The sequence below is a fragment of the Streptosporangium sp. G12 genome (assembly GCF_052983175.1).
Genome location: NZ_JBRIQO010000042.1, coordinates 22,575 through 48,016, shown reverse-complemented (window position 1 = coordinate 48,016; position 25,442 = coordinate 22,575). Strand labels below are relative to the sequence as shown.

Here is a 25,442-nt window from a genome sequence, read left to right as displayed (position 1 = left end):
GCACCCCCGATCCCACCCCCCAACCCGATCGGATCACCAAGCGATGAGAAGAATCGTCATGGCCCTGCTTCTCTTAGCGGGCTCACTCGCCGCCGCCTCTCCCGCGCACGCCGACCAGACCATCGGATTCCCCACCTTCAGCGGCTCGGCGATCCCGGCCCCGCCGGTCTCGTACACCCCCGGCAACATGATGCAGTCCATCTACAACGCCGAGAGCTCCGGCACCGACTTCTGGATGGACCGGCTGCTGGCCCGCACCGGCAACGACCCGGCGGGCACCTGGCTGATGAGCAGGGGCCGCGCGGTCTTCATGAAGACCCACAACCCCGCGGTGCTCGGCTTCGGCGGCCAGGTGGCGTACTGGGAGAGCATCAGCGACAACAACGCGTACACCGTCGCCGTCACCCCCGGCACCTTCACCGAGCAGGTGAGCCAGCGGCGGCAGGTGCCCAGCCACTGGCGGAGCGTGCACACCAGCGGCTCGGTCACGGTCACCCAGACGAAGTTCGTCACCGACAACAACGTCGCCGTGACGAACCTGTCGATCACCAACGGCGGCAGCGGCTCCGCCACCCTGCAGCTGCGGGCGACCTCGCCCTACGCCACCTCCGGCTCGGGCAGTGAGCTGACCGGGCAGGTCAACGCCCGCAACAACCTCACCACCCTCTACCCGAGGCTCAGCGGCGACGGCTTCAGCGTCTCGGGCGGCGGGCTCAACAGGTCCGTCACCGTCGCGGCCGGGGCGACCGTGACCGCCAAGGTCGTGATGGGCTTCGTCGCCAACGAGATCCCCGAGTCGCTGACGGAGTACAACGCCTACAGGGGGTACTCCAACGCCACCGCGTTCGCGACCCACGTGCGCGCCTACAACCTGTGGTGGGCGCAGAACGTGCCCTACATCGACGTGGCCGAGCCGGCGATCAAGAAGAACGTCTACTACCGCTGGTGGCTGATGCGCTTCAACCACCTCGACGCCGACATCCCCGGCCAGACCTTCCAGTTCCCCACCTCGACCGAGGGCGTGCTGGGCTACAACAACGCCATCGCGCTCACCCAGCCCATGCACATCGACGACCTCAAGTATCTGCGCGACCCGATCTACTCCTACGGCAACTGGCTCAGCGTCGGCCAGACCTCCAAGAACGGCCGCTTCCTCGACAACCCCGGCGACCCGGAGAACTGGTCCAACAGCTACACGCAGTACATCTCCGAGGCGGCCTGGCGCAGCTACCAGATCCACGGCGGCCAGAGCGGCATCGCGGCCAACCTCGCCCGCTACGCCGAGCAGGACGTCAAGGGCCAGCTCGCCTACTACGACCACGACGACAACAAGCTCATCGAGTACGACTGGGGCGCCCTGACCGGCAACGACGCCGACGCCGTCTCCTTCCACTGGAAGAACGGCGACATGGACCGCGCCGAGTCGGCGTACCAGTACAGCGGCGCGCTCGCCGCGGCCCAGGCCTACGAGGCGATCGGCAACACGGCCAAGGCCGGCGAGATGCGCACGCTCGCCACGCAGATCCAGAACGCCATCGTCAACGTGCTGTGGAACCCGAACCGGCAGCTCTTCGAGCACCGGCTGAAGTCGACGAACGAGTGGGTACCCTGGAAGGAGATCAACAACTACTACCCGTTCGCGGTCGGCGCCGTCCCCAACACCGCCACCTACCGGCAGGCCCTGCGCCTGTACGACAACCCCGCCGAGTACCCGATCTTCCCCTTCTACACGGCCAACCAGGTGGACAAGGCGGCGGCGGCCGCGGCGGGCAACCCGGGCTCGAACAACTTCTCCACCATCAACTCCACCGTGCAGTTCCGGCTGTACTCGTCGGTGCTGCGCAACTACCCCAACGCGTGGATGAACGCGACCGACTACAAGAAGCTGCTGTACTGGAACACCTGGGCCCAGTACGTCAACGGCAACACCTCCTGGCCCGACGCCAACGAGTTCTGGGCCGACTGGAACGGCTCCTCGGTCAACTACCGCTCCTGGATCCACCACAACATCCTGGGCAGCAGCAACTGGACGGTGATCGAGGACGTCGCCGGCCTGCGCCCGCGTAACGACGCGAAGGTGGAGCTGTCGCCGATCAACATCGGCTGGACCCACTTCACCGTCGACAACCTGCGCTACCGCAACGCCGACCTGACCATCGTCTGGGACGACCCGGCCGACGGGGTGGTGCGCTACCCGGGCGTGCCCGAGGGCTACTCCATCTACGTCAACGGCACCCGGACCGCCACCGTCGGCTCCCTGGTGCCCTTCACCTGGGACCCGGCCACCGGCGACGTCACCACCGGCGGCACGGTCACCCACAGCGCCGCCGCCCCCGGCCTGCAGGCCCCCGGCCAGGTGGCGCAGAGCGGCGCCCGGATGGTGGACATGCTCGCCAAGGCGGGCGTCGACCTGACGGCCAACCTGGCCAACCTCGCCGCCGGGGCGACCGCCTCGGCCTCGCACACCGGCTCCGGAAGCAACCTGGCCGGCGCGATCGACGGCCTTCCCACCAACGAGCCGTTCTGGGGGGCGGGCGGCTCCCCCAACGCCCAGGACTGGTACGAGCTGAACCTCGGCTCCGCCAAGACGCTCAACGAGGTCCGGCTGCACTTCAAGGACAGCCGCCCGGCCGGCGGCACCTACCGGGCGCCGTCCGCCTACGACGTCCAGTACCACAACGGCAGCTCCTGGGTGAGCGCGCCGGGCCAGGTCAAGACCCCGGCGGCGCCGCGGGCCAACTACAACGTGGTGCGCTTCTCCCCGGTCAGCGCGCAGCGGGTGCGGGTCCTGGCCACCAACGCCTCCGGCGCCAAGACCGGGCTCACCGAGATCAAGATCTACAACCGGGGCGGCGTGCAGCCACCGGCCAACCTCGCGACCTCGGCGACCGCGTCGGCGTCCCACACCTCCGCCTGGGAGAGCGTCGCCGCCCTCAACGACGGCATCGACCCGCCCTCCTCCAACGACACCGTCAACCCCCGCTGGGGCACCTGGCCACAGACCGGCCAGCAGTGGGCCGACCTCACCTGGACCACGGCCAGAACCCTCAACCGCGCCGACGTCTACTTCTTCGACGACGAGGACGGCATCGACATGCCCGCCTCCTGGAAACTGCAGTACTGGAACGGCACCGCCTACGCCGACGTCCCCGGAGCGAGCTCCCACGGCCTGGCCAAGAACCAGTACAACACCGTCACCTTCCCCGCCCTGTCCACCACCCGCCTGCGCGTCCTGCTCACCGCCACCGGAACCAGCTCCGTCGGCCTCCTCGAGGTCAGGGCCTACGGAACCTGACCCCGCCCGTGGGGGCGCAGACCCCCACGGGCGGGGAAGGGCCGGCACGGCACGCCCCCCGGCCGCGCCGGTCTCCCGCCCCGGGTGCCGGCGCGGCCGACGACACGACGGGAGGGACCGGATGGCACCGGACCGCGGCCGGACACGGATCAGACCGGCGGTGCTGCGCGACGTGGCGGCGCTGGCCGGGGTGTCGGCCATGACGGTGTCGCGTACGCTCAACGCCCCCGAGCGGGTGCGCCCGGACACCCGGGCGCGGGTCCTGGCGGCGGTGAAGCGCCTCGGCTACCGGCCCAACCAGGCCGCCCGCCGGCTGGCCACCGGCCGCTCGGGCGTGCTGGGGGTGGTGGGCTTCGACATCACCCTGCACGGCCCGTCCGCCACGCTGTACGCCATCGAGCGGGCCGCCAGGCGGCACGGCTACGCGATCAGCATCGCCTGCCTCGACTCGGCCGATCTCGGCTCGATCGGCGAGGGGGTGCGCGGGCTGCGCTCCCAGGAGGTCGACGGCGTCATCGTCGTGGTGCCGCACGAGGCGGCCGCCGGCGTCGTGCGCGACCTCCACCCCGGCCTCGCCCTGGTCGCGGTGGACGCCGGAACGGGCATGCCCGTCCCGGTCGTCATGACCGACCAGGCCGGCGGCGCGGCCACCGCCACCGGGCACCTGCTGGACCTGGGCCACGAGACGGTGTGGCACATCTCGGGACCGGCCGGCTGGACGGCCACGCGGGAGCGCGTCCAGGGGTGGCGTTCGGCACTGGAGGCCGCGGGACGTCCGGTGCCCGAGGTGCTGTCCGGCGACTGGAGCCCGCAGTCGGGCCACCGGCTGGGCAGGCGGCTGGCGGAGTGCCCGCACGTCACGGCGATCTTCGTGGCCAACGACCAGATGGCCCTGGGGGTGCTGCGCGCACTGCGCGAGGCGGGGAGGCGCGTCCCCGAGGACGTGAGCGTGGCCGGCTTCGACGACGTCCCCGAGACCGGCTACCTGCGGCCGTCGCTGACCACGGTCCGCCAGGACTTCCGCGCCCTCGGCGACCACGCCTTCCGCCTGCTGCTCCAGCGGATGGAGGGAGAAATCGGGAAAACCGTCGAGGTCATCGGAACGGAACTGGTCGTCAGGGAGAGCACCGGGAGGGCGCCCAGAGCTTTTTGAATGATCGCGAGATGACAATGAAGCGGTCCGCGCGGCATTTCCGACAATGTATTTTTCAGCCGGTGCGCCGCCGTCTTCGGCGTGCCTTTTTCGCTGTTCTCTCGGTTCGCACGGAGCTCACAGAACGCGTACGGAATAAGTCAAGTGGGGACTTGACAGGCTTTGCGTTGTGGAAAACACTCGGGAAACCCCGGTCGAAACGCGCCATCCGCCACCGAGGGAATTCAAAGGCACGTTCACAAAAATTATGTTAACGCAAACAAATGTAGCGCGAAACTCCCCCGACCCCCCAGGAGCGCCGCATGAGACGACGATGGACCGCCATCCTCGCCGCGATCGTCGCGATCGCACTCGTCCCCTCCACCACCGTGCCCGCCAGGGCCGCGACCCCGATCACGACCGCGATCTACACGGCCGACCCCGCCGCGCTGGTCGTGGGGAACACCCTCTACCTCTACACCGGCCATGACGAGGCCCCCGCCGGAGGCACCAACTTCGTCATGCGCGACTGGCACGTCTACACCTCCACCGACGCCTCCACCTTCACCGACCAGGGAGCGAAGCTCTCGATTGCCGGCTTCCCGTGGGCCGGCGGCGACGCCTGGGCGAGTGAGGTCGAACCGCGCAACGGCAAGTACTACTGGTACACCTCGATCAACGGCAACGGCCCCGGGTGGATGAACATCGGCGTCGCGGTCGGCGACTCCCCCCTCGGCCCGTTCACCGACGCCAAGGGCGGGCCGCTGATCAGCGACAGCACCCCGAACTCCTCCCCCTTGAACATCGATCCGACCGTCTTCACCGACGACGACGGCCAGGCGTACATCTACTGGGGCTCCTACTACGGCGTCCGCGCGGCCAAGCTCAAGCCCGACATGATCAACCTGGACGGCCCGGTCGTCACCCCGGCGGGGGTGAGCAACTTCTGGGAGGCCCCCTGGATGTTCAAGCGCAACGGCACCTACTATCTCGCCTACGCCGCCAACGACCCCGGGTGCTCCCAGCCCGGCTACGCCTGCATCCGCTACGCCACGGCGAGCAACCCGATGGGGCCGTGGACCCAGCGTGGCGTCGTGCTCGACCAGGTCACCTCGACCACCAACCACCCGGCGATCATCGAGTTCAACGGCCAGTGGTACATGGTCTACCACAACGCCGGAGCCCCGGGCGGTGGCGACTTCCGCCGCTCGGTCACCCTGGACAAGCTGTACTGGAACGCCGACGGCACCATGCGGAAGGTCGTGCAGACCACGACCCCGATCGGCGGCGGGGGCGGCGGCCAGCCCCCGGCCGGCACCAACCACGCGCTGACGGCGACCGCGTCCACCTCCTACGTCTCCCCGTGGGAGACACTCGGCGCGATCAAGGACGGGTTCGTCCCCTCCGGCTCGGCCGACCACGGCCACGGCGCCTACGGCAACTGGAACCACCAGGGCACCGAGTGGATCGAGTACCGGTGGCCGGCCGCGCGCGACCTCAGCAAGGTCGCGACCTACTGGTTCGACGACGACCAGGGCATCGACCTGCCCGCGTCCTGCCAGGTCCAGTACTGGAACGGCAGCGCCTACGTGAACGTGCCCGGCCAGTCCGCCTGCGGCGTCGGCGCGAACACCTACAACGTCACCACCTTCGACCAGATCTCCACGACGCGGCTGCGGCTGAACATCACCTCCAGGACGGGCTACTCCACCGGCGTCCTGGAGTGGATGGCGCTCTAGCACCGGTCCCCGGCACGACATCTCCGACAACGCGTCTCCAGCACGACATCTCCGGCACCACGTCCTCAGCACCACGTCCTCAGCACCACGTCGAGACCCGCCGACCTGACCGGCGGGTGAACCGGGGCACGGGGGCCGCCGCACGGCGGCCCCCGGTCAGCCCGGCGACGCGACAACGACGACACACGGAGGTTCCCGATGAAACGATGGTGGGCGGCAGCGGTTCCCGCCCTGGTGCTCGGCCTGCTCCTGTCCCCCGGCGGCACGGTGCCCGCCGCGGCGGCGGCGGACGCCAACCTGGCGCCCTCGGCGACCGCGTCGGCGTCCCACACCTCCGCCTGGGAGAGCGTCGCGGCGGTCAACGACGGCATCGACCCGCCCTCCTCCAACGACACCGTCAACCGGCGCTGGGGCACCTGGCCCAACACCGGCGAGCAGTGGGCGCTGCTCACCTGGTCCTCCGCACGGACTCTGACCTCGGCCGACGTCTACTTCTTCGACGACAACGGCGGCGTGCGCGTTCCGGCGTCGTGGCGGCTGCAGTCCTGGAACGGCAGCGCCTACGTCGACCTGACCGGGGCGAGCGCCTACAACCGGGCGCTCGACCAGTACAACCACGTCACCTTCACCCCCGTCACCACGACCAGGCTGCGGGTGCTGCTCACCGGCAGCTCGTCGGTCGGCCTGCTGGAGGTCAAGGCCAACGGCACCGTGCCCGGCGGCGGCACGGGATGGAACCCGCCGGCCAACCTGGTCAACCCGCTCAACCAGGTGTGGCAGCACTACGAGAGCACCTACCCGCATTTGAACACCTTCAGGAACTACGGGTGGGACCAGGTCATGGCCAACGGCGGCAGCCTCAACTACTGCGTGCGCTGGGAGTCGAGCGCGCCGGTCTCCGCCGCGCTACGCGACCGGATCCACGCCTCCCTGGCCCGCCAGGTCAAGAAGTGGACCGACCTGATGGCCGGCCACAACGGCTGGCCGTACACCAACGTCCCCGTCAAGGTCGTCGGGTGGGCCGTGCGCGACCGCGCCACGCTGCAGTGGAGCGACAACTCCGTCGACGTCTACGTCAACAACATCCGCGAGGGCGCCCCGCAGTGCGCCGAGCCGTGCGGGCGCTTCTTCAACCAGAACGGCCAGTACCCGAACTGCCCGGGTGGAGCGGCGCGCCACTACGACATGTCCCTGTGGCTCACCGCCGGGATGGGCGGCGGCGCAGGCGGTGACTGGGGCCAGCGCATAGGCAGCGAGTACTTCGTCGGCGCGCTCGACTCCGACAACATCCACATCCTGCTCCACGAGATCGGGCACGGTTTCGGGCTGGACGACTTCTACGACTGGACGCCCTCCGGGGTCGGCGGATTCCTCATGAAGGCCGGCAGCGCGAGCCAGATCACCGACTTCGACGCCTGGATGTTCCGCGACTGGTGGCGTCACCTCAAGGGCCGCTACGGCTACTGACGCTCCCGACCGGCCCCGACCGGCAGGGCCGGGGAGAGCCGCCCTGCTCCCCCGGCCCCTCCCCCTGCACCCTCCCCGCGGAGGTGATCGGTGACCGGAAAATCCCCGGCCAACGGAACCCGGGAAAAATCATCTCAAAATTCCCTCCAAGCCCAGCAAAACCCCATCAAATACACATGTATCGTTGATTCAGTGCGTCTCATTCGCGCACCCGATGTGTCCACAAACGATTCGCGCCAATTGCCACTGGTGGCTCACCACGAATGTCCGTCGCCCCCCCACGCATCCCACTGGAAATTGACCGGACCATGCGATGACTTGCGCGGCGCGGAGGTTTTGGTTGTGGAGCAATGGTCAAGGCGTGAGGACGAACGGCTGCTCACCGGTGAGGGCCGCTATGTCGCCGACATGGACGTGCCGGGTTGCCTGGACGCCGTGTTCGTGAGAAGCGACGTCGCGCACGGCGTACTGCGCGAGGTGGACTGCTCCGCCGCCCGCGAGGTGCCGGGAGTGGTGGGAGCCTGGTCCGCCGCGAATCTCTCCGAGATGCCGCCGTGCGCGCGGTCGGCCGCCGCGCTGCAGGACCTGCCCCCGGTTCCGTACGCGATGCTCGCCCAGCTGTCCACGGAGGAGACCGTGGCCGGCCGGGAGTGGCCGGTGCTGGTGAGGGACCGGGTGCGCTACCCGGGCGAGGCGCTGGCGGTGGTCCTGGGCGAGGACCGCTACCGGGCCGAGGACGGGGCCGCCGAGGTCACCTTCCGGATCGATCCGCTGCCCGCGGTGGTGACGCCGTCCGCCGCCGCGGACGACTCCGTCCGCCTGTTCGACGGGCTGAGCAACGTCGCCCTGCTGGGGGAGGCCGGAAAGCCGATCGAGGAGTCGGTGTGGCGAGAGGCGGCGGTCGTGGTGGAGGGCCGGTACCGCCAGCAGTTGCTGATGCCCACCCCCATGGAGTGCAGGACGATCCTCGCCGTGCCCGAGGGAGACCTGCTGACGGTGTGGTCGGGCCATCAGGCACCGCACCGGTTGCGCCGGGAGCTGGCCGCGCTGCTGGGTCCGCGGGTCGAGCGGGTGCGCGTGGTGGTGCCGGACACCGGGGGCGCGTTCGGGTCGAAGAGCGCGACCTTCCCGGAGTTCATCGCGGTCGCCTTCCTGGCGGTGGAGCTCGGACGTCCCGTCCGGTGGATCGAGGACCGGCTGGAGTCCATGATGGTCGCCACCCGGGGCCGGGGCCAGGACCAGAAGGTCCGGCTCGCCGCCGACGCCGACGGACGCCTGCTCGCGTACGAGCTGAACATCGACGCCGACGTCGGCGCCTACCCCCACATCGGGGTCGGGCTGCCCATGCAGACCGCCTGGATGGCGACGGGTCCGTACACCACCCCGAGGGTGCACGCCACCGTCCGCTCGGTGCTCACCAACACCATGGTGACCTACCCCTATCGAGGCGCGGGGCGCCCCGAGGCGGCGATCGCGCTGGAGCGGTCGATCGACACGCTGGCCCGCCGGCTGGGAATGGACCCGGCGGAACTGCGGCGGCGCAACTTCATCCCGCCCGAGGACTTCCCCTACGAGACGCCCACCGGGCGGCGCTACGACAGCGGGAACTACGCCGCCGCGCTCGACCTGGCGCTGGAGACCCTCGACCACGACGGATGGCGGGCCGAGCAGGCCCGCCGCCGGACGGACCCGGAGTCCCTCCCCCTGGGGATCGGCCTGTCCTGCTACGTGGAACGCTCCGGTGGCGAACCCGGGGGGCTGCACGAGTTCGCCGGCGTCGAGGCGCACGAGGACGGCACGGTCACCGCCCGCTGCGGCACGGCCTCCAGCGGCCAGGGCCACGAGACGGTCTTCCCGGCGCTGGTCGCCGAGACCCTCGGTGTGGACGGGGCGCGGGTCCGGCTGGTCGAGGGCGACACCGACGAGCAGCCGGACGGGGTGGGCTCCTTCGCCAGCCGGTCGGCGCAGGTGGCCGGCGCGGCGCTGCGGAACGCCGCCACGCTCCTCGTCGAGGAGGCGCGGGCGCGGGCCGCGGCTCTGTGGGAGGTGCCGGAGGAGGAGGTGGCGTGGTCCGGCGGCACCGTGCACACCGTCCACGGCGGCTCGGCGGCGATGGACCTGGCCGAGCTGGTGAAGGCGACCGGGCCGATGCGGGTGGGCGGCCGGTTCGAGTCGGGCATGGCGTTCCCGTTCGGCGCCCACGCGGCGGTGGCGGAGGTCGATCCGGAGCTCGGCACCGTGCGCGTGCTGCGGCTGGTGGCGGTGGACGACTGCGGGGTGGTGCTCGACCCGGCCATGGTGCGCGGGCAGGCCTTCGGGTCGGCCGTGCAGGGCATCGGCCAGGCGCTGTACGAGGGCATCCCCTTCGGGGAGAACAGCGTGCCCCTGCTCGCCGAGGCGCTGCTGGACTACCTGCTGCCGACGTCCGCCGAGATCCCGCCCATCGAGCTCAGGGACACCCGCACGCCGAGCCCCAGCACGCCGCTGGGCGCCAAGGGGGCGGGAGAGTCGGGCTGCATCGGCACTCCGGCCGCGATCGTCAACGCGGTGGCCGACGCGCTGCGGCTGGCCGACCCCGGCCTGCTGCAGATGCCGCTCACCCCGGACGTGGTGTGGCGGGCGGCCCGCGCCCCGAAACTCCCGGAGGAGGTCCGGTGAAACCCGCCGCCTTCGACTACGTCGTGCCGCGCACGGTGCGCGAGGCCGTCGACGCCCTCGGTTCCGGGCGGGACGCCCGGGTCCTCGCCGGCGGCCAGAGCCTCGTCCTGGAGATGCGCCTGCAGCGCATCCGCCCCGAGCTGGTGGTCGACATCAACCGCGTCGCCGAGCTCGACCACATGAGCGTCGACGACGGCACGTTGCGGGTCGGCGCCCTGATCCGCCACGCCGCCTTCGAGCGGGAACGGGCCGTGCCGGGCCCGCTCGGCACCCTGTTCTCCCGCGCCGTCGTCAACGTCGCCCATCCGCCCATCCGCTCCCGCGGCACCCTGGTGGGCAGCCTCGCCTGGGCGCACCCGGCCGCGGAGTGGTGCGCCCTCGCCCTCGCCCTCGACGCCGCCGTCGAGGTGCACGGCGCCGGCGGCCCACGCGAGATCGCGGCTCGCGACTACTTCCTCGGGCCGTTCCTGACCTCGCGCACGCCGGACGAGCTCATCACCGCCGTACGGTTCCCGCTGCTCGCGGACGACACCGGCGTCGGCTTCGTCGAGCACCGGCGCACGCACTTCTGCTTCGCCCAGGTGGCCGTGGCGGCGACGCTCACCGCGCCCGACGGGGTGATCACCGAGGCGAGGATCGGGCTCGTCAACTGCGCCGACCGGCCGGTACGGGCCCGTGCCGCCGAGCAGGCGCTGATCGGCGCCGAGATCACGCCCCCGACCGGACGCCGGGTGCCCGGCGACCACCCGTTCGCCCGCGCGGGCCGCGTCGCCGCCGAGCAGGACGCCGCGCCCCTGCCCGAACCGTACGCCGACGTGGAGTACCGGCGCCAGGCCGTCGCCGTCCTGGTCGGCAGGACCCTGTGCGAGGCGGCGAGGGATCGGCTGTCGCGGGCCGGCACGTCCCGAGGAGGCCACCGATGAGGATCACCATCACGGTGAACGGCGAGGAGCGCGCGCTCGACGTGGAGCCCCGGCGCGTTCTGGCCGACGTGCTGCGCGAGGACTGCCGCCTCACGGGCACGCACCTGGGCTGCGAGCACGGCGTCTGCGGGGCCTGCACGGTGCTGGTCGACGGCGAGGCCGTCCGGTCGTGCCTCATGCTGGCCGTGCAGTGCGACGGCGGCTCGGTGCGTACCGTCGAAGGGCTGTCCGGCCCCGGCGGCGAGCCCCATCCGCTGCAGCGGGCCTTCTCCGCCGAGCACGCCCTGCAGTGCGGTTTCTGCACGCCGGGCTTTTTGATGGTGGCCGCCGGGGCGCTGGAGTCGGACCCGGCCCTCGGCGACGACCCGGAGCGCGTCGCCGCCCTGGTCGGCTCCAACATCTGCCGGTGCACCGGTTACGAACCCATCCGGCGCGCGATCGCGCGGGCCGCGGGCGAACGGCCGGAGAGCCCGTCCCGAGGTGACCTCCGATCCTGAGGTCACCTCGGCGAGAGCGGCGGGTGCCGGCCCCGTCCGTCGCCCTCCCCGTCCACACGCCGGCCACGGGCGCGCCTTCCCGGGGCTGGAGTCCCGCCCCCGGCCTGGGCGCCGGAGACGGTTCGCGATCCCGCTGGGTGAGCGGGCCCGTCGAAGGTCCCCGGCGCCGGCGTGCCGCGGGTACGGGTGATCGGACGCGGTCGGGTCAGAGGGGTGTGTTCATGTCGGCCTGGATCTGTGCCGCGGTGAGCGCGGTGGTGTAGACGCGGACCTCGTCGATCAGTCCCGTGAAACCGCTGTGCCCGATGAGCAGGGGGCTGAAGACGTCCGCCCTGACGGGGCCGACTCCCGGGTAGCTCTCGGCGACCGGTGTCCCGTTCACGTACAGCCGGATGACGTCACCGTCGAACGTCCCCGCCAGATGCACCCAGGTGTTCAGCGGGAGCGGCGGCCTGTTCAGGGTGGTGTTGGACGCCACTGACGCGTACGGCCCCTGCTCCGGATCCGAGGGACCCATCGAGAGACCGTACTCGCCGGAGCCCCAGGGAGGGCTCTTCAGAAGGATGCTCTGGCCGGCCGCGGACCCGGCGCCGGTCGGGTAGACCCACGCCTCCATGGTGAGCGCCGTGTCCGCGCGCAGGGACACCGAGTCGGGAACCCGCACCCCACCCGTGTGGGAACCACCGAACGACAGGGCCTTGCCGAACCTGCCGGTGGCCCAGGTCGTCTCGGCGGCGGTCCCGGTGTTGCCCGCCCCCGACGAGTCCCCCACCGTCGTGCCCGCGCCCTCGTTCATCCCGTACGCTGCCACGAGACAGTCGGCGGGAGCGCAGGTGGTGGGGTCGGCGGGGGCCGACTCGGACAGTTCACCCGGCTGATCCGCGTTGTCGATCGCCCGGACCCGGTAGTAGTAGTGCCCTGGCGACAGGCCGGTGTCGACCACGGAAAGCGTGGACGCGCCGGTTCTGGCCACCAGTATCGTTCCGCTGCCCAACTGGGCGTTCCAGGAGGTCGACCGGTAGACCTCGTAGCCGCTCACGGCCTCGTCGTCGGTGGCCGCGGTCCAGGTGACGACGGCCTGGCCGACGCCGCCCTGCGCGACCGCCGTCGGCGTGCTCGGCGGCAGGTCGGGGATCCGGGCCCGCAACTCGTTGGACGCGGGCCCGAACTGTCCCGCGCCGTCGACCGCGATCACACGGTAGTGGTAGGTCCCCTCGTCCAGGGGACGGTCGGTGTAGAGGGCCGTCTGGATGGTCGCGATCCGGGTCCGGGGGGTGGGCGTGAAACCGGCCGTCGGCGAGCGATGCACCTGGTAGGCGCCGACGCCCCAGTGGCCGTCGGCGAAGGTGAACCTCAGTTCGGCCCGGTCGGCACGGCCGCCGCCGATGAGCGGTCCCGGGGCCGAGGGCGGGTTGCCCGGGGCGGTGACCGTCACCTGGACCTGTGCCGACGGAGGGCTCGCCTGGGAGGCGGTGTCGATCGCGACGACGCGGTAGTAGTACACCCCGGACGGGGCGCCCGCGTCCCCGAGGAACGTCGCGTAGTCGAACGCGGGCGAACCGATCCAGGTGTCGTCCGACGGGGTGAACCCCGAGACGGTCGAGCGGTGGACGTCATACCTGCGCACGCCCTTGTCGTCGGTCGACCCCGTCCACTCCAGGCCCACATTGGCCTGGTACGCAGACGCGGTCAGACCGGTCGGGGTCGTCGGCGGCGCGTCGGTCCCGGTGACGGGATTGTTCATGTCCAGCTGTATCTGCGCCCGCGTCCTGGCCACGTTGTAGACGCGCACCTCGTCGATCGCACCCTTGAAGTACGCGCCCCACGCCGGATGGCCGCCGATGTGGAGGGGGCCGTCCCCCGCTCGCACGGCACCGGCCACCGGCACGGACCGGTCGAGTTCGCCGTCGATGTAGAGGCGCAGCCGGCTGCCGTCGTAGGTGGTGGCGAGGTGGTGCCAGCCGTTCAGCGAGAGGCCCCGCCGCGCCTTCACCGTGCGGACCGTGCCCGTGTTCACCGATGCCGAAGGAGGTCTGTCGCCGTACTCCGCGCCGTCGGACTCCGACAGCGCGTAGCCCGGCCGGCCGTCGGCGTCCTTGACCAGCACCGGGTGCCGGCCGGTGCCTGAAGGGTTGATCCACGCCTCGACCGTCAGCGCGGCGGTGGGACGCAGGCTCGCCGAGGAGGCGATCGTGACCAGGCTCGACGCGCCGTCGAAGGCGAGCGCCCTGCCGTACCTGCCCGGCACCCACGAGGTACCGGTGGCCGTGCCGTTGTTCGTGTTGCCGGACGCGTCGCCGACGACTGTTCCGGTCCCCTCGTTCAGTCCGTACGCGGCGACGAGACCTGGTTCGGGCACCACGGCGTGTGCGGTGGCGGGCGCGACGAGATTCGCGCACACGGTGATCGTGAAGACGATTGACATGCGGAAGCGAGACAGCCTTGCCATGAACTCCCCGTAGCGGTCGGAAAACCGTTGCGACGGCCCCCGCAGCCGCCGTTACCGATCGCAGTATGCGCCTTTTTATATAGAGAAATCACGACATAAGAACATTATTCTGATGTGGAGGCGATCGGCCGCGCCCTGACCGAACGCCGTCTCACCGACCTGTACGTGAGGCCGGGGAGGAGACGCGGCAGCGGCCCACGGCTCCACCCGGCCACAACGGGGAACGAGCGCGTCCGGCGCTCAGTCCTGCTCGCTCAGCGCGATCGCGGCGGCGGGGCAGACCGCGGCGGCCTCACGGACCAGGGTGTGCCGGTCCGCGCCGGGCTCGGGTTCGAGCAGGACGACGATGCCGTCGTCGTCGCGCTGGTCGAACACCTCGGGCGCGATCAGCACGCACTGGCCGGCGCCGCAGCACTTGTCCTCGTCCACGGTGACCTTCATACCGGGTTCCTCTCTGCCTGTCGGGTGGGGCGGTGCCCGGTCACCAGCGGACCGGTACCGTGCGCAGGCCGCCGACGGCCAGCCCCTCGACTCGTTCCAGCTCCTCCACCGGGACGGCCAGTTCCAGGGACGGAAGCCCGCGCAGCAGCACCTCGAGCACGACCTGCAGCTCGGTGCGCGCCAGTGACTGACCCAGGCAGGAGTGGGCGCCCGCGCCGAAGGCCAGGTGCGGGTTCGGGCTGCGGCTCAGGTCCATCTCGGCGGCGGCCTCGAAGACGCTCTCGTCCCGGTTGGCCGCGGCCATGCTGCACACCACGGTGGTGCCGCGGGGCAGGGCCGTACCGCTCACCTCGGTCTCCACGGGCAGGTAGCGCGGCAGGCCGAAGCCGGAGTTGGCGTCGAGCCGCAGCGTCTCCTCCACCGCCGTGCGTACCAGCGAGGGGTCGGCGAGCAGCCGCTCCCACCGGCCGCGGTCGGCCAGCAGCATGGAGACCATCTTGCCGATCATGTTGGCGGTGGTCTCGTGCCCGGCGACCAGCAGGCCCATGCCGGTGACCAGGATCTGGATGTCGGACAGCCCGCCGTCCTCGGGGCCGCCGGCCGCGATCAGCTCGCTCAGCAGGTCCTCGCCCGGCTCGGCGCGCTTGGCGGCGACGTGCTCGGACATGTACTGGAAGAACTCCACCTGGGCGGCCTCGGTCTCGGCCTTGGTGTAGCGGGTGAGGTTGAGCAGGGTGTCGGACCAGTACGAGAACCGGTCCCGGTCGGCGGCCGGCACGCCGAGCATGTCGCAGATGACGTACACCGGCAGCGGGAAGCCCAGGTCCGCCCTGAGGTCACCGGGGGCGCCGCGCTTGACCATGTCGTCGATGAGCTCCTCGGCGATCCGGGCCATCGAGGGCCGCAGGGCGGCCATCCGCTTGGCGGTGAACCACTTGCCGACCAGGCGCCGCCAGTGCTGGTGCTCCTCGCCCCCGTCGGGGATGATCTGCGCCATCTCGCTGCTGAAGACTCCGCCGCCCTCCGCCGACAGCCGCGCCGCGTCGGGGGCGGTGAGCTGGCGGGTGAAGCGCGGGTCGGCGAGCACCTGCCTGACGTCGGCGTAGCGGGTCAGCAGCGTCGCCCGGTCACCGCTGGGCAGCTCCACGTGCGCCACCGGGCACGTGCCGCGCAGCTCGGCCCATTCCGCGGGCGGCTCCAGAGCCCTGTCGTTGGGGATCGGGTAGCGCAGGACCTGCTCGTCGGCACTCATGCGTCATCTCCTTGCGAACGGATGGATCGGGCGGGCCGTGTGGTGCGTGCCTGTACCGTGCTCCGCTGTCACGCGGGCGTGAGAGGAGGAGCCGCACGCCGGGTGACGAATGCACCCTCACGCTACCCTACAGATGTCGGGAAACCTACAGATGTAGGTTGACGGTAAAGTAAGAACGTGGCCACGACCAAGAACAGCGACCCCCCCTCCGGTGACCGGCGCGTGCGCCGCACCCACACGGCCCTGGCACGCGCGCTGATCGAGCTCGTCGAGGAGCGGGACCTCTCCCGGATCACCGTCGCCGACGTCGCCGAACGCGCCGGCGTGAGCCGCTCGACCTTCTACGACCACTACCGCGACGTCCACGAACTCGCCGAGGCCGCCTGCACCGCGATGATCGACGGGCTGATCGAGTCCCTGCCCGGCCCCGGCCCGGAGACGGCGGACCCGGCGCCGGAGGCGACCCAGTCGCTGGAGGCGTTCTTCGCCAGCCTCGCCGAGCACGCCGGGCTCTACCGCACCCTGCTGGGGCCGCAGGGCAGCGCACGCGTCGTCGACCACATCCGCCGCCGCATCGCCGCGGCCGTCCACGAGCGCCTCCACCAGATCACCGCCGATGATCCGGTGGGATACTCCGGCCCTCCGTCGGACATCCCGCACGACGTCCCGGCCGCGTTCACCGCGGGAGCGCTCATCGGCGTGGCCGCGGACTGGCTCCAGCGCGGATGCCCGCGACCCCCCGCCGAGATGGCCACCCTGACCTGGCCGCTCTTCAGCGCGCTCTACCGCGTCGACGCCGGCACGCCCACCTGAGACCGCCCGCCGCGTCCCGGGGGTCCTCCCGGGGGAGCTTCGAGCCCATGCGGGCCGCCGGCGCGCCCGCGGCGGCCGGTGGCGTCCGGCGGCGGCCCGGCCCCTCGGATCAGCGGCAGAACGGCGCCATGCCGAGCACCGATCTCACCCCGCCGAGCAGGTGCTGGACGAAGTACCGGTCGCCCTCCATCGGCTCGTCGGTCCATGCCTTGACGTCGTGGCCGAGGGTCGTGAGCCAGGCCTTGCCGCCGTCGTAGTACTGGCACCAGCTGACCGGGTGGTCGTCTCCGTGCCCGGGGTGGCCGAGGCCGCCGCGCACCCCCCGGGCGAGTGTGCTCTCGTCCACCTTGGCCAGCACCCTGACCCGGGTCGGGAACGGCACGAGGTTGTACCACTCGTCGGAGAAGGCCCAGCGCTTCGGCAACCCCTGGGTTGAGACGTCCCGCCTGCCGACGGTCTCGACGACTCCGGGCTGGTTGGCGCTGTGGTCGTAGAAGTTGGCGTTGCCGAGCAGGCCCTCGTACCAGGGCCAGTTGTACTCGGTGCCGAAGGCGTTGTGGACGCCGACGAAGCCGCCGCCGGCGCGGACGTACTGCCGCAGGGCGGTCTGCGCGGCGTCGTCGAGGGTGTCGCGCGTGGTGCTGAGGAACATCACGGCGTCGTACGACAGCAGCCTGCCCGCAGAGGACAGCTGGGTGACGTCCTCGGTGTAGTCGACGGCGAACCCGTTCTCCGCCCCCAGCCCGACCATGGCCCTGACCGCGACGTTGTCGTCGTTGAGCGGCGGGTTCAGGCCGGGGCCGAGGGGAGTCCCCAGATGGGCGTGGCGAGGTCCGGCGGTGCGGCTGTAGACGAGCAGGCGATAGCCCTCGGCGGGGTCGAAGTTGCCCCAGTTGTGGTAGCAGCGGGGGTCGGTGCCCCGGCAGACGCCGTAGTCGGGGTCGCCGAGGTTCTCGGCCCCCCTGCCGTGGCCCGGCGAGACCGCGGAACCGGGAGAGGCCGCGGAACCGGGGGAGGTGACGGTGAGCAGGAGTGCCGCCGCGCCGAGGGCGGCGATGGACAGGGACGAACGCCTGACGCGCATGAGCACCTCACGTGCTTTGGTCCACTAGATGGATCGCTTGGTCCACTGGGAGGTCTCGAGCGTATCCAGCGCCGACGCCCTGAACAAGCTCTTGCTTCATCGCCGCGTCCGGCCTATCGTGCGTCCGTCATCCGGGTCCGGCGATCCGCCTGATGGATCGCCGCGAGGATGGCGCCGACGGAACGACGCGGCTTTTCCGTCAGCACGGCGGTCCCCGAAGCCTGAGGCCGGCAGGCGAGATGAGCGGTCACCGCGCCCTGAGGTCGGTGGGCAGGATGGAGGGAGGCATGGGCCCCTTGTTGCGCCGGCCCTGGCCCGACTCCTCCCAGGCGTGCGCGAGGATTCCCACGCTGCGGCTCAGCACGAACAGGCCGCGGGCCAGCGGCGCGGGGAAGCCCAGCTCGGCGTAGATGACCGCGGTGGCGCCGTCGATGTTCATCGGCACCGGGCTGATCAGCTCCTCCACCTGCCGGGCCGCGCGCAGGTGGGCACCGGCCACCACCCCGCCGGCCACCGCCTCGTCCACCAGGGCGAGCAGCGGGTCGCGGCGCGGGTCGCGGGTGTGGAAACGGTGCCCGAACCCGGGCAGATACTTGTCGCGGGCCCGCCGGCGGGCCACCGTGGCGGCCGCGTCACCGGTGCGTACGACCTCCTCCAGCATCTCCACGCACTGCTCCCCCGCGCCGCCGTGCACGTCGCCCAGCAGGTTGACGCCGGTGGCGACGGCGTTGTTCAGCCCGACGCCGCAGGTGATCGCCATCCGGGCGGCGGCGATCGACGGGGCGTGCGGGCCGTGGTCCACCGAGGAGACCAGCGCCGCCTCCAGCAGCGCGGCCTGCCGCTCGTCCGGCAGCCGGCCGCGGAGCATGAGCCAGATCATCTCGGCGAAGCCGACCTTCCCGATCAGCTCCTGCACCGGCCGGCCCTGCAGCTCGATGACGTCGGGCTCGATCCGGGACACCGCCGTTCCCCACCAGTCGGCTGCGTCGCTCATGTCGCCCACGCCGCTCATGACGTCACTCCGAACTCCACGTTGTGCTGGCCGAGGAGGGGAGCCGGAGCGCGCGGGCGCAACGCGGCGCCGTCGACCAGGACGCCGTTGCCCGTGACCGTCACGCGGCGCTCGTCGCCGCCGGGAAACGGCAGCTCCGTGAGGAAGCCGCGCCCGCGGAGCTGGCCGAGCGCCAGCGCCTGGGCCACGGTGAGGATGCGGGCGGCCGGGACGCCCCCTCGAGAGAGGATCTCCTCCCACTCCAGCGCCGTCCTGGTCCGCAACGCCAGGTTGAGCTCGTGGTTCAGGGCCCGGCGGTGGGTCTTGCGCGCCTCCCTCGCGGCGAACCGGGGATCGGCGGGCAGGTCCGGCCGCCCGACGAGGCGGCACAGCGTCTCGAACTGAACCTGCTGGTTGGCGGCGATGTTCAGCGGCCCGTCGGCCGTCTCGAAGGTGCCCGAGGGCGCGGCGGTGGCGTTCTGGTCGCCCATCGGCTCCGGCTCGACACCGCTGACCAGGTAGTTGGAGGCCGTCCAGCCCATCGCGGAGATGGACGCCTCCAGCATCGACAGGTCCAGGAAGCAGCCGGTCCCGCCGCGCGCGCGCCCGGCCAGGGCGGCGGAGATCGCCAGTGCGGCCATCAGCCCCCCGATCGAGTCGCAGATCGGGAAGCCGACGCGCAGCGGCACCGTCTCGGGGGTGCCGGTGACGCTCATCATGCCGGACAGCCCCTGGACGATCTGGTCGTAGGCGGGCGCCCCGCTCATCGGGCCGCTCTGGCCGAACCCGGAGATCGCGCAGTAGACCAGACCGGGGTTGAGCTCCCGCAGCCGGTCCCAGCCGTAACCGAGCCTGGCCAGGACCCCGGCCCTGAAGTTCTCCAGCAGGACGTCGGCGCCGGCCACCATGGCCTCGAACGCCTGCCTGCCCGCCGGGCTCTTCAGGTCGATCTCGACCGACTTCTTCCCGGCGTTCTGTGCCAGGAAGGAGGCGCCGAGCCCCTCCCGGTTGAGCTCGGGGTCCGGGCCGAGACGGCGGGCGAGATCCCCGTCGCCGGGCATCTCGACCTTGACCACCTCCGCGCCGAACAGCATCAGCTGGTAGCTGCAGTACGGCCCGGCCAGAACGTTGGTCAGGTCCACGACCTTGATGCCGTCCAGTGGCAACTGCTGCATTCACGCTCCATAAGGTCAGGTCAGGGGATGGTCGAAGCCGCGGTCCGACATGCGCTTGGCCGCCTCCCGCAGGTCCGCGGCGAACTCCTGGACACGTTCCTCGCCGAAGCGGACCGTCGGACCGCTCAGCGAGAGCGCCGCCACGGTCGCGCCCGCCGCGCCCGTCACGGGGGCGGCCACCGCCGACAGGCCCGGCTCGCGCTCGCCGTGACTTTCCGCATAGCCGTCCCCGGCCACTCCGGCGATCCACTCCCGCAACGTCGCCAGGTGCTCCTCGCCGTACGGCGAGAGCTGGCAGACCCTCGACAGCAGCCTCGCCGGGGCGTCCCTGAGCAGGACCTTCGAGGCGGCGCCCGCCCACAGGGGCAGCTCGTCGCCGACCCGCACGACATGGCGCAGCGGCTGCGGGCTCTCCTGCTGGGCGATGCAGATGCGGTGGACGTCCCGCAGGACGTAGAGGTTGACGGTCTCCCGGTGCCGCTCCCCCAGCTCGCGCATGAGCTGCACGGTCTCCGGGGGCAGCTCCCAGGCGTCGCGCGCGAGATGCGCCCAGCGCCACAGGGCCGGCCCCGCCGCATAGCCCTTGCGCGTGGCCCACAGCAGCCCCATGTGCTCCAGGGTCTGCAGCAGGCGCAGCGCCGTCGTCTTGGCCAGCCCCGTCTCGTCGACGACCTCGCGGATCGTCAGCGTCCGGCGGTCGTCGGTGAGCAGGGACAGGATGTCGAACGCCCGCTGGACGCTGCGCACGCCGCCACCGCTGTCACCGGAGACCGCCGGGTTGTTCATCGAAGGCACGGGTCCTCACTTGTGAGTCGAAGGTGAACCTTTTCCGCTCACTCTCGCATGCGGTCCGTACGCTAACACCAGTCCGCCCAGCGGTCCAGATGAACCACCATGCGGATCAATTGCCCCTTGCCAGAACCTTTACCCTCCTCATACCGTGAGGCAATCCACAGTGCGGTTCTTGAGAACCGCCAAGCGGATCTCTATGGAGATGACATGGACGCAGTCCAGGAAGCCGAATGCCTGATCGCCGGGAAGTGGCTGGGTGCGGGCCCCCGTTCCGACCGCGTCGGCCCCTACGTGCGGCGGGTCGTGAGCCGGGCCCGGCTCGCCGGTCCCGACGACATCGCCACCGCGCTCGACTACGCGCGCCGGAGTGCCGGGGCGGTCGCGCGGCTCGCCCCGGCCACCCGCGCGACGATATTGGAGCGCGCCTCGGCCGCGGTCACCGCCCGCGCCGAGGAGTTCGCCCGGCTCCTCGCCCTGGAGCTGGGCAAGCCGCTCAAGGACGGCCGCGGGGAGATGCTGCGGGTGGCCGACACGTTCGCCGTCGCGGCGGCCGAGGCCAGGGCGATCGGCGGCGAGGTCCTGCCCGTGGCGGGCTGGGCCCGCGGGGTGGGCAACACCGCGATCACGCAGCGCGCCCCGGCCGGCCCGGTGCTCGCGATCACGCCGTTCAACGCCCCGGCGAACCTGCTCGCCCACAAGCTGGCCGCCTCCTTCGCGGCCGGCAACACCACGGTCGTCAAGCCGCCGCCGCAGGCCCCGGCCGTCTCGGCCGCCCTGGTCCGGCTGCTGCTGGAGGCCGGGATGCCGGAGGAGGCCGTCCAGGTCCTGCACGGGGGCGGGGACGTGGGCGCGCGGCTGTGCGCCGCGCCGGAGATCGCCGTGATCAGCTTCACCGGCGGCGTCAGGGCCGGTGCCGCCGTCGCCCACGCCGCCGGGCCCAAGCGGGTGCTGCTGGAGCTCGGCGGCAACGCCGCCACCATCGTCTGCGAGGACGCCGACGTGGCGGAGGCCGCACGTATCTGCGCGCGCACCGGATACAGCAACTCCGGCCAGAGCTGCATCTCCGTCCAGCGCGTCTACGTGCAGCGCAGCCGGTTCGAGGAGTTCGCCCGTGCCCTGACCGGCGAGGTGCGGGCGCTGACGGTGGGCGACCCGCTCGACCCGGCGACCGACGTCGGCTCGATGGTGGACGACGAGGCCGCCGAGCGGGTGGCGCGCTGGGCCGAGGAGGCGGCGCGCGGCGGCGCGACCGTGACGACCGGCGGCGGCCGGACGGGCGCGGTGATGGAACCGACCGTGGTCGTCACGCCGCCCGCCGACGCGAGGGTCGTCCGTGAGGAGGTCTTCGGCGCGCTCGTCGCCGTGCTTCCCTACGACGCCTTCGACGAGGTCGTCCGGGAGTGCAACCGCAGCAGCTACGGCCTGCAGGCCGGGCTGTTCACCCACGACGTGCGCCGCATCGTCACCGCCTGGCGCGAGCTGGAGGTCGGCGGCCTGGTCGTGAACGGCTCGTCCAACTTCCGCCTCGACCACCTCCCGTTCGGCGGCGTGAAGGACTCCGGCATCGGCCGCGAGTCGCCCCGCTGGATGATCGAGGACTTCACCGTGACCAAGACCCTGCTCCTTCGCGGGCTGACCATCTGGGGAGACCAGTGACCGCCGACCATCCGGGGAAACCGGTGACCACCGACCATCCGGGGAGAGCAGTGACCGCCGACCGTCTGGGAAGACCGGTGACCACCGTCGCCCACGCGCTCGTCGCCCAGCTCGAGGAGCTCGGCGTCGAGTACGTCTTCGGCACCTGCGGGCACACCAACATCGCCGTGCTCGACGCGCTGGCCGACAGCCGTATCCGCTTCGTCATCGCCCGGCACGAGCAGGCGGCGGCGCACGCGGCCGACGGCTACGCCCGCGCCTCCGGCAGGCCCGGCGTGCTGCTCGTGCACGTCGGTCCCGGCCTGACCAACGCCGCCACCGGGGTGATGACCGCCGCGCTCGACTCGGTGCCGATGGTGGTGATCTCCGGCGACATCCCGTCCTACTACCACGGCCGCCACCCGCACCAGGAGATCAACCTGCACGCCGACGCCGACCAGGCGTCGGTCTTCCGGCCCTTCGTCAAGCGCGCCTGGAACGTGCGCCGGGCCCAGGACGTGGGCCGGTCCGTCGAGCGGGCCTTCTGGACGGCGACGACGGGCAGGCCGGGGGCGGTGCTGGTCAACGTGCCGATGGACGTCCTCTCCCGGCCCGCGGCGCCGTACCCGCCGGTCAGCCACGCCGCGCCGCCCGGCCTGCCCGCCGCGACGGCGGAGCGGATCGCCGAGGCCCTCGCGGGCGCCGAGCGGCCGCTGCTGTACGTCGGCGGCGGCCTGCGCGAGGACGCCGAGGCGCTGCTGTCGCTGGCCGAGCACCTGGACATCCCGATCGCGCACTCGCTGATGGCCAAGGGCACCGTCCCCGACGCGCACCCGCTGGTGCTCGGCATGCCGGGATTCTGGGGGCTGGAGCTGACCAACGCCTACGCCAGGGACGCCGACGTGGTGCTGGCGCTGGCCACCCGGTTCGCCGAGACCGACGCCAGCTCATGGGATCCCCGCTTCACCTGGACGCTCGGCGACCGCGGCAAACTGATCCAGATCGACATCGACCCGGCCGAGATCGGCCGCAACTACCCGGTCGAGATCGGCGCCGTCGCCGACGTCGGGCTCGCGGTGCGGGCCCTGGCCGAGGCCGTCACGTCACATCCGCGGGCGGACCGGCCCGAGCTGCGCGAGCGCATCCGCGAGGCCAGGACGGAGCTGTTCGCCGGGAGCCGGGAGCGGGGCCGCAGCGACGCCTTCCCGCTGCGGCCCGAGCGCATCCTCGCCGACCTGCGCGACGCGCTGCCGCCCGGCGCGACCCTGGTGACCGACGTGGGCTGGAACAAGAACGGCGTCGCGCAGTGCTACGAGCTGCCGGCCGAGGGCCGCTTCATCGCCCCCGGCGGCGCCTCCACCATGGGGTTCGGCCCGGCCGCCGCCGTCGGCGTCCAGCTCGCCCGCCCCGACGGCGTCGTGGTCGCGCTCATCGGCGACGGCGGCATGGGGGCCCAGCTGCCCGCCCTGCCACTCGCCGTCGAGCAGGGCGCACCGGTGATCTTCGTGGTGATGAACAACAGGGCGCACGGCACCATCTCCGACCTGCAGTCCGCGAACTTCGGCCGCAGCCACGGCTGCGACTTCACCGACCCCGCCGGGCTCCCCTACAGTCCCGACTTCGCGGCGCTGGCCGCCGCGTGCGACGCCGACGGCCACACCGTCGCCGCGCCGCACGAGTTCGGGGCGGCCCTGCGGGCGGCGGTGGCGAACCGGCGGCCCGCGCTCATCGACGTGCCGATGGTCAACGAGCCCGTGCCGACCCCCGGCCACTGGAACATCAAGGACATCTATCAGGGTGTTTTCCCCGACTGAAACCGTTGCCCGTTCGGTATTTCCCCGGGTTTCGCCAGGCCGTATAACTAACGTACTAGTCCGTGCATTACGGGGCCGTGTCGATCACCGCACTTTCCTCCACCCCCCAATGAGGTGAATCACTTGTTCTCCGCAAGAGTTTCCATTTCCGCAGTGGCCCTGACGGCCCTGACGGCGCTGATGGCGCTCGCCGCCTGTTCCGCCCCCGGCCAGCAGGCCGCCCAGGAGGCGGACGCCACCGGCCCCATCAAGATCGCCAACATCAACGCGCAGAGCGGGCAGCTGAGCCCGCTCGGCCAGTGGGAGCACAAGGGCGTCAAGCTCGCCGTCGACGAGGCCAACAAGGCGGGCGGCGTCAACGGGCGGCAGATCAAGCTCGACCTCTTCGACAGCCAGGGCGACCCCACGGTGGGCACCAACCTGGCCAGGAAGATCTCCAGCGAGGGCTACGTCGCGATGCTCGGCACCGCCGAGAGCGCGGTCACCCTGGCGATGGCCCCGATCCTCAAGGACGCCGAGATCCCGAACATCACCTCGGGGCAGTCGCCCAAGCTCGCCGACCTCAAGAGCCCGTTCCTGTTCCTGAACGCGCCGACCAGCGTCACGTTCGACGAGACCCTCGCCAAGTACCTGGTGGACGACAAGGGTTACAAGAAGATCGCGCTGATCAGCAACAACGGCGCGTACGGCGCCGGCGAGCACGACGCGTTCCTGGCCGCGCTCAAGTCCAGGAACGTCACCGCGATCGCCGACGAGGTCGTCACCCCCGACCAGAAGGACTTCAACGCCAACCTCGCCAAGATCCGCGAGCAGGAACCCGAGGTGCTGTTCATCGGCGCCGAGGAGGTCCAGTCAGGCCTGATCGCCAAGCAGTCGCGCGAGCTGGGCCTGAAGGCGCTGTTCGCGGGCGGCGCGCCGATGGGCACCGACGTGTACGCGACCACCGCGGGCCTGGACAACGCCGAGGGATCCGTCGTGAGCTCGCCGTACCTGAGCAACGAGGCCAGCGAGCCCATCAAGGCGTTCGCCGCCAAGTACAAGGCCGCCTACAACGAGGACGCCCGCATGCACGTCGCCAAGGCCTACGACGGCGCGTCGATCCTGATCGAGGCGCTCAAGCAGACCAAGGGCGCGGGCGGCCGGCCGCTCGCCGACGCCATCCGCGGCGTGAAGCGCGCCGGGCTGCTGGGCGACTACGACTACGACGAGTCGGGGGTCGGCATCCACGCCACCAAGATCGGCCTGGTCAAGGGCGGCACGGTCGTTCCCGAGGACGCGAGCTGAC

General features: G+C 71.5%; 18 protein-coding genes. 11 read left to right on the top strand and 7 right to left on the bottom strand.

Features of this window, described 5'->3' with window-relative positions; genetic code table 11:
- The first annotated feature begins 43 nt into the window (after window positions 1–43).
- The 7 genes from ACVCAG_RS41995 (at window position 44) to ACVCAG_RS41965 (ending at window position 11,711) form a co-directional block, all read left to right on the top strand.
- Window positions 44–3,295 (top strand): discoidin domain-containing protein, encoded by a 3,252-nt coding sequence (locus tag ACVCAG_RS41995; RefSeq protein WP_447191466.1) that lies wholly within the window; start codon window positions 44–46, stop codon window positions 3,293–3,295.
- A 121-nt stretch (window positions 3,296–3,416) separates the two neighbouring features.
- Window positions 3,417–4,448: a substrate-binding domain-containing protein gene (locus tag ACVCAG_RS41990; protein WP_440088814.1), complete on the top strand. Its 1,032-nt coding sequence runs from the start codon at window positions 3,417–3,419 to the stop codon at window positions 4,446–4,448.
- 302 nt (window positions 4,449–4,750) lie between these two features.
- Window positions 4,751–6,166, top strand: a complete 1,416-nt coding sequence (locus ACVCAG_RS41985; protein WP_440088816.1) for a family 43 glycosylhydrolase — start codon at window positions 4,751–4,753, stop codon at window positions 6,164–6,166.
- A 198-nt stretch (window positions 6,167–6,364) separates the two neighbouring features.
- Window positions 6,365–7,633 (top strand): hypothetical protein, encoded by a 1,269-nt coding sequence (locus tag ACVCAG_RS41980; protein ID WP_447191465.1) that lies wholly within the window; start codon window positions 6,365–6,367, stop codon window positions 7,631–7,633.
- A gap of 342 nt (window positions 7,634–7,975) precedes the next feature.
- Window positions 7,976–10,291, top strand: a complete 2,316-nt coding sequence (locus tag ACVCAG_RS41975; RefSeq protein WP_447191464.1) for a xanthine dehydrogenase family protein molybdopterin-binding subunit — start codon at window positions 7,976–7,978, stop codon at window positions 10,289–10,291.
- Window positions 10,288–11,214 carry an FAD binding domain-containing protein gene (locus tag ACVCAG_RS41970; RefSeq protein ID WP_440088819.1) on the top strand — a complete coding sequence of 309 codons (927 nt, stop codon included), beginning with the start codon at window positions 10,288–10,290 and terminating at the stop codon, window positions 11,212–11,214. The genes ACVCAG_RS41975 and ACVCAG_RS41970 overlap by 4 nt, the downstream gene beginning before the upstream one ends.
- Window positions 11,211–11,711 carry a 2Fe-2S iron-sulfur cluster-binding protein gene (locus ACVCAG_RS41965; RefSeq protein WP_440088820.1) on the top strand — a complete coding sequence of 167 codons (501 nt, stop codon included), beginning with the start codon at window positions 11,211–11,213 and terminating at the stop codon, window positions 11,709–11,711. Before ACVCAG_RS41970 ends, ACVCAG_RS41965 begins: the two co-directional genes overlap by 4 nt.
- A 205-nt stretch (window positions 11,712–11,916) precedes the next feature.
- On the opposite strand, the gene ACVCAG_RS41960 is transcribed toward ACVCAG_RS41965, so the two are convergent.
- From ACVCAG_RS41960 to ACVCAG_RS41950, 3 genes are all read right to left on the bottom strand, one after another.
- A complete protein-coding gene (locus ACVCAG_RS41960) occupies window positions 11,917–14,136 on the bottom strand; it encodes a LamG-like jellyroll fold domain-containing protein (protein ID WP_447191463.1) in 2,220 nt (739 codons plus the stop codon).
- 264 nt (window positions 14,137–14,400) lie between these two features.
- Window positions 14,401–14,601, bottom strand: coding sequence for a 4Fe-4S domain-containing protein (locus ACVCAG_RS41955; RefSeq protein WP_440088824.1), 201 nt, complete (start codon window positions 14,599–14,601; stop codon window positions 14,401–14,403).
- Window positions 14,602–14,641: 40 nt separating this feature from the next.
- Window positions 14,642–15,853, bottom strand: a complete 1,212-nt coding sequence (locus tag ACVCAG_RS41950) for a cytochrome P450 (RefSeq protein ID WP_447191462.1) — start codon at window positions 15,851–15,853, stop codon at window positions 14,642–14,644.
- Window positions 15,854–16,030: 177 nt separating this feature from the next.
- Between ACVCAG_RS41950 and ACVCAG_RS41945 the strand changes: the two genes are divergently transcribed.
- Complete coding sequence (locus tag ACVCAG_RS41945) at window positions 16,031–16,666, top strand: TetR/AcrR family transcriptional regulator (protein WP_447191461.1); 636 nt, start codon at window positions 16,031–16,033, stop codon at window positions 16,664–16,666.
- Window positions 16,667–16,775: 109 nt separating this feature from the next.
- Here the strand turns inward: ACVCAG_RS41945 and ACVCAG_RS41940 are convergent, their stop codons facing one another.
- From ACVCAG_RS41940 to ACVCAG_RS41925, 4 genes are all read right to left on the bottom strand, one after another.
- The gene (locus tag ACVCAG_RS41940) at window positions 16,776–17,750 is read right to left on the bottom strand and encodes a ThuA domain-containing protein (RefSeq protein WP_447191460.1); all 975 of its coding nucleotides are present in this window, start codon (window positions 17,748–17,750) and stop codon (window positions 16,776–16,778) included.
- A gap of 247 nt (window positions 17,751–17,997) precedes the next feature.
- On the bottom strand, window positions 17,998–18,762 hold the full coding sequence (locus tag ACVCAG_RS41935) for a citryl-CoA lyase (protein WP_440088828.1): 765 nt from the start codon (window positions 18,760–18,762) through the stop codon (window positions 17,998–18,000).
- Window positions 18,759–19,916: a CoA transferase gene (locus ACVCAG_RS41930; RefSeq protein WP_440088829.1), complete on the bottom strand. Its 1,158-nt coding sequence runs from the start codon at window positions 19,914–19,916 to the stop codon at window positions 18,759–18,761. The genes ACVCAG_RS41935 and ACVCAG_RS41930 overlap by 4 nt, the downstream gene beginning before the upstream one ends.
- Before the next feature lie 15 nt (window positions 19,917–19,931).
- Window positions 19,932–20,702 (bottom strand): IclR family transcriptional regulator domain-containing protein, encoded by a 771-nt coding sequence (locus tag ACVCAG_RS41925; RefSeq protein WP_440088830.1) that lies wholly within the window; start codon window positions 20,700–20,702, stop codon window positions 19,932–19,934.
- Window positions 20,703–20,915: 213 nt separating this feature from the next.
- On the opposite strand from ACVCAG_RS41925, the gene ACVCAG_RS41920 reads away from it, so the two are divergent.
- The 3 genes from ACVCAG_RS41920 (at window position 20,916) to ACVCAG_RS41910 (ending at window position 25,441) form a co-directional block, all read left to right on the top strand.
- A complete protein-coding gene (locus ACVCAG_RS41920) occupies window positions 20,916–22,364 on the top strand; it encodes an aldehyde dehydrogenase family protein (protein WP_440088831.1) in 1,449 nt (482 codons plus the stop codon).
- Window positions 22,365–22,414: 50 nt separating this feature from the next.
- Window positions 22,415–24,157: a thiamine pyrophosphate-binding protein gene (locus ACVCAG_RS41915; RefSeq protein WP_447191459.1), complete on the top strand. Its 1,743-nt coding sequence runs from the start codon at window positions 22,415–22,417 to the stop codon at window positions 24,155–24,157.
- A gap of 153 nt (window positions 24,158–24,310) precedes the next feature.
- Window positions 24,311–25,441, top strand: coding sequence for an ABC transporter substrate-binding protein (locus ACVCAG_RS41910; protein WP_440088833.1), 1,131 nt, complete (start codon window positions 24,311–24,313; stop codon window positions 25,439–25,441).
- Window position 25,442: the final 1 nt, after the last annotated feature.

What these genes read in the sequence shown, in the direction of transcription:
- ACVCAG_RS41965 (WP_440088820.1), top strand. Translation starts at nt 11,211, where the DNA reads ATGAGGATCACCATCACGGTGAACGGCGAGGAGCGCGCGCTCGACGTG.
- ACVCAG_RS41950 (WP_447191462.1), bottom strand. Translation starts at nt 15,853, where the DNA reads ATGAGTGCCGACGAGCAGGTCCTGCGCTACCCGATCCCCAACGACAGG.
- ACVCAG_RS41955 (WP_440088824.1), bottom strand. Translation starts at nt 14,601, where the DNA reads ATGAAGGTCACCGTGGACGAGGACAAGTGCTGCGGCGCCGGCCAGTGC.
- ACVCAG_RS41925 (WP_440088830.1), bottom strand. Translation starts at nt 20,702, where the DNA reads ATGAACAACCCGGCGGTCTCCGGTGACAGCGGTGGCGGCGTGCGCAGC.
- ACVCAG_RS41960 (WP_447191463.1), bottom strand. Translation starts at nt 14,136, where the DNA reads ATGTCAATCGTCTTCACGATCACCGTGTGCGCGAATCTCGTCGCGCCC.
- ACVCAG_RS41935 (WP_440088828.1), bottom strand. Translation starts at nt 18,762, where the DNA reads ATGAGCGGCGTGGGCGACATGAGCGACGCAGCCGACTGGTGGGGAACG.
- ACVCAG_RS41920 (WP_440088831.1), top strand. Translation starts at nt 20,916, where the DNA reads ATGGACGCAGTCCAGGAAGCCGAATGCCTGATCGCCGGGAAGTGGCTG.
- ACVCAG_RS41980 (WP_447191465.1), top strand. Translation starts at nt 6,365, where the DNA reads ATGAAACGATGGTGGGCGGCAGCGGTTCCCGCCCTGGTGCTCGGCCTG.
- ACVCAG_RS41990 (WP_440088814.1), top strand. Translation starts at nt 3,417, where the DNA reads ATGGCACCGGACCGCGGCCGGACACGGATCAGACCGGCGGTGCTGCGC.
- ACVCAG_RS41940 (WP_447191460.1), bottom strand. Translation starts at nt 17,750, where the DNA reads ATGCGCGTCAGGCGTTCGTCCCTGTCCATCGCCGCCCTCGGCGCGGCG.
- ACVCAG_RS41985 (WP_440088816.1), top strand. Translation starts at nt 4,751, where the DNA reads ATGAGACGACGATGGACCGCCATCCTCGCCGCGATCGTCGCGATCGCA.
- ACVCAG_RS41995 (WP_447191466.1), top strand. Translation starts at nt 44, where the DNA reads ATGAGAAGAATCGTCATGGCCCTGCTTCTCTTAGCGGGCTCACTCGCC.
- ACVCAG_RS41930 (WP_440088829.1), bottom strand. Translation starts at nt 19,916, where the DNA reads ATGCAGCAGTTGCCACTGGACGGCATCAAGGTCGTGGACCTGACCAAC.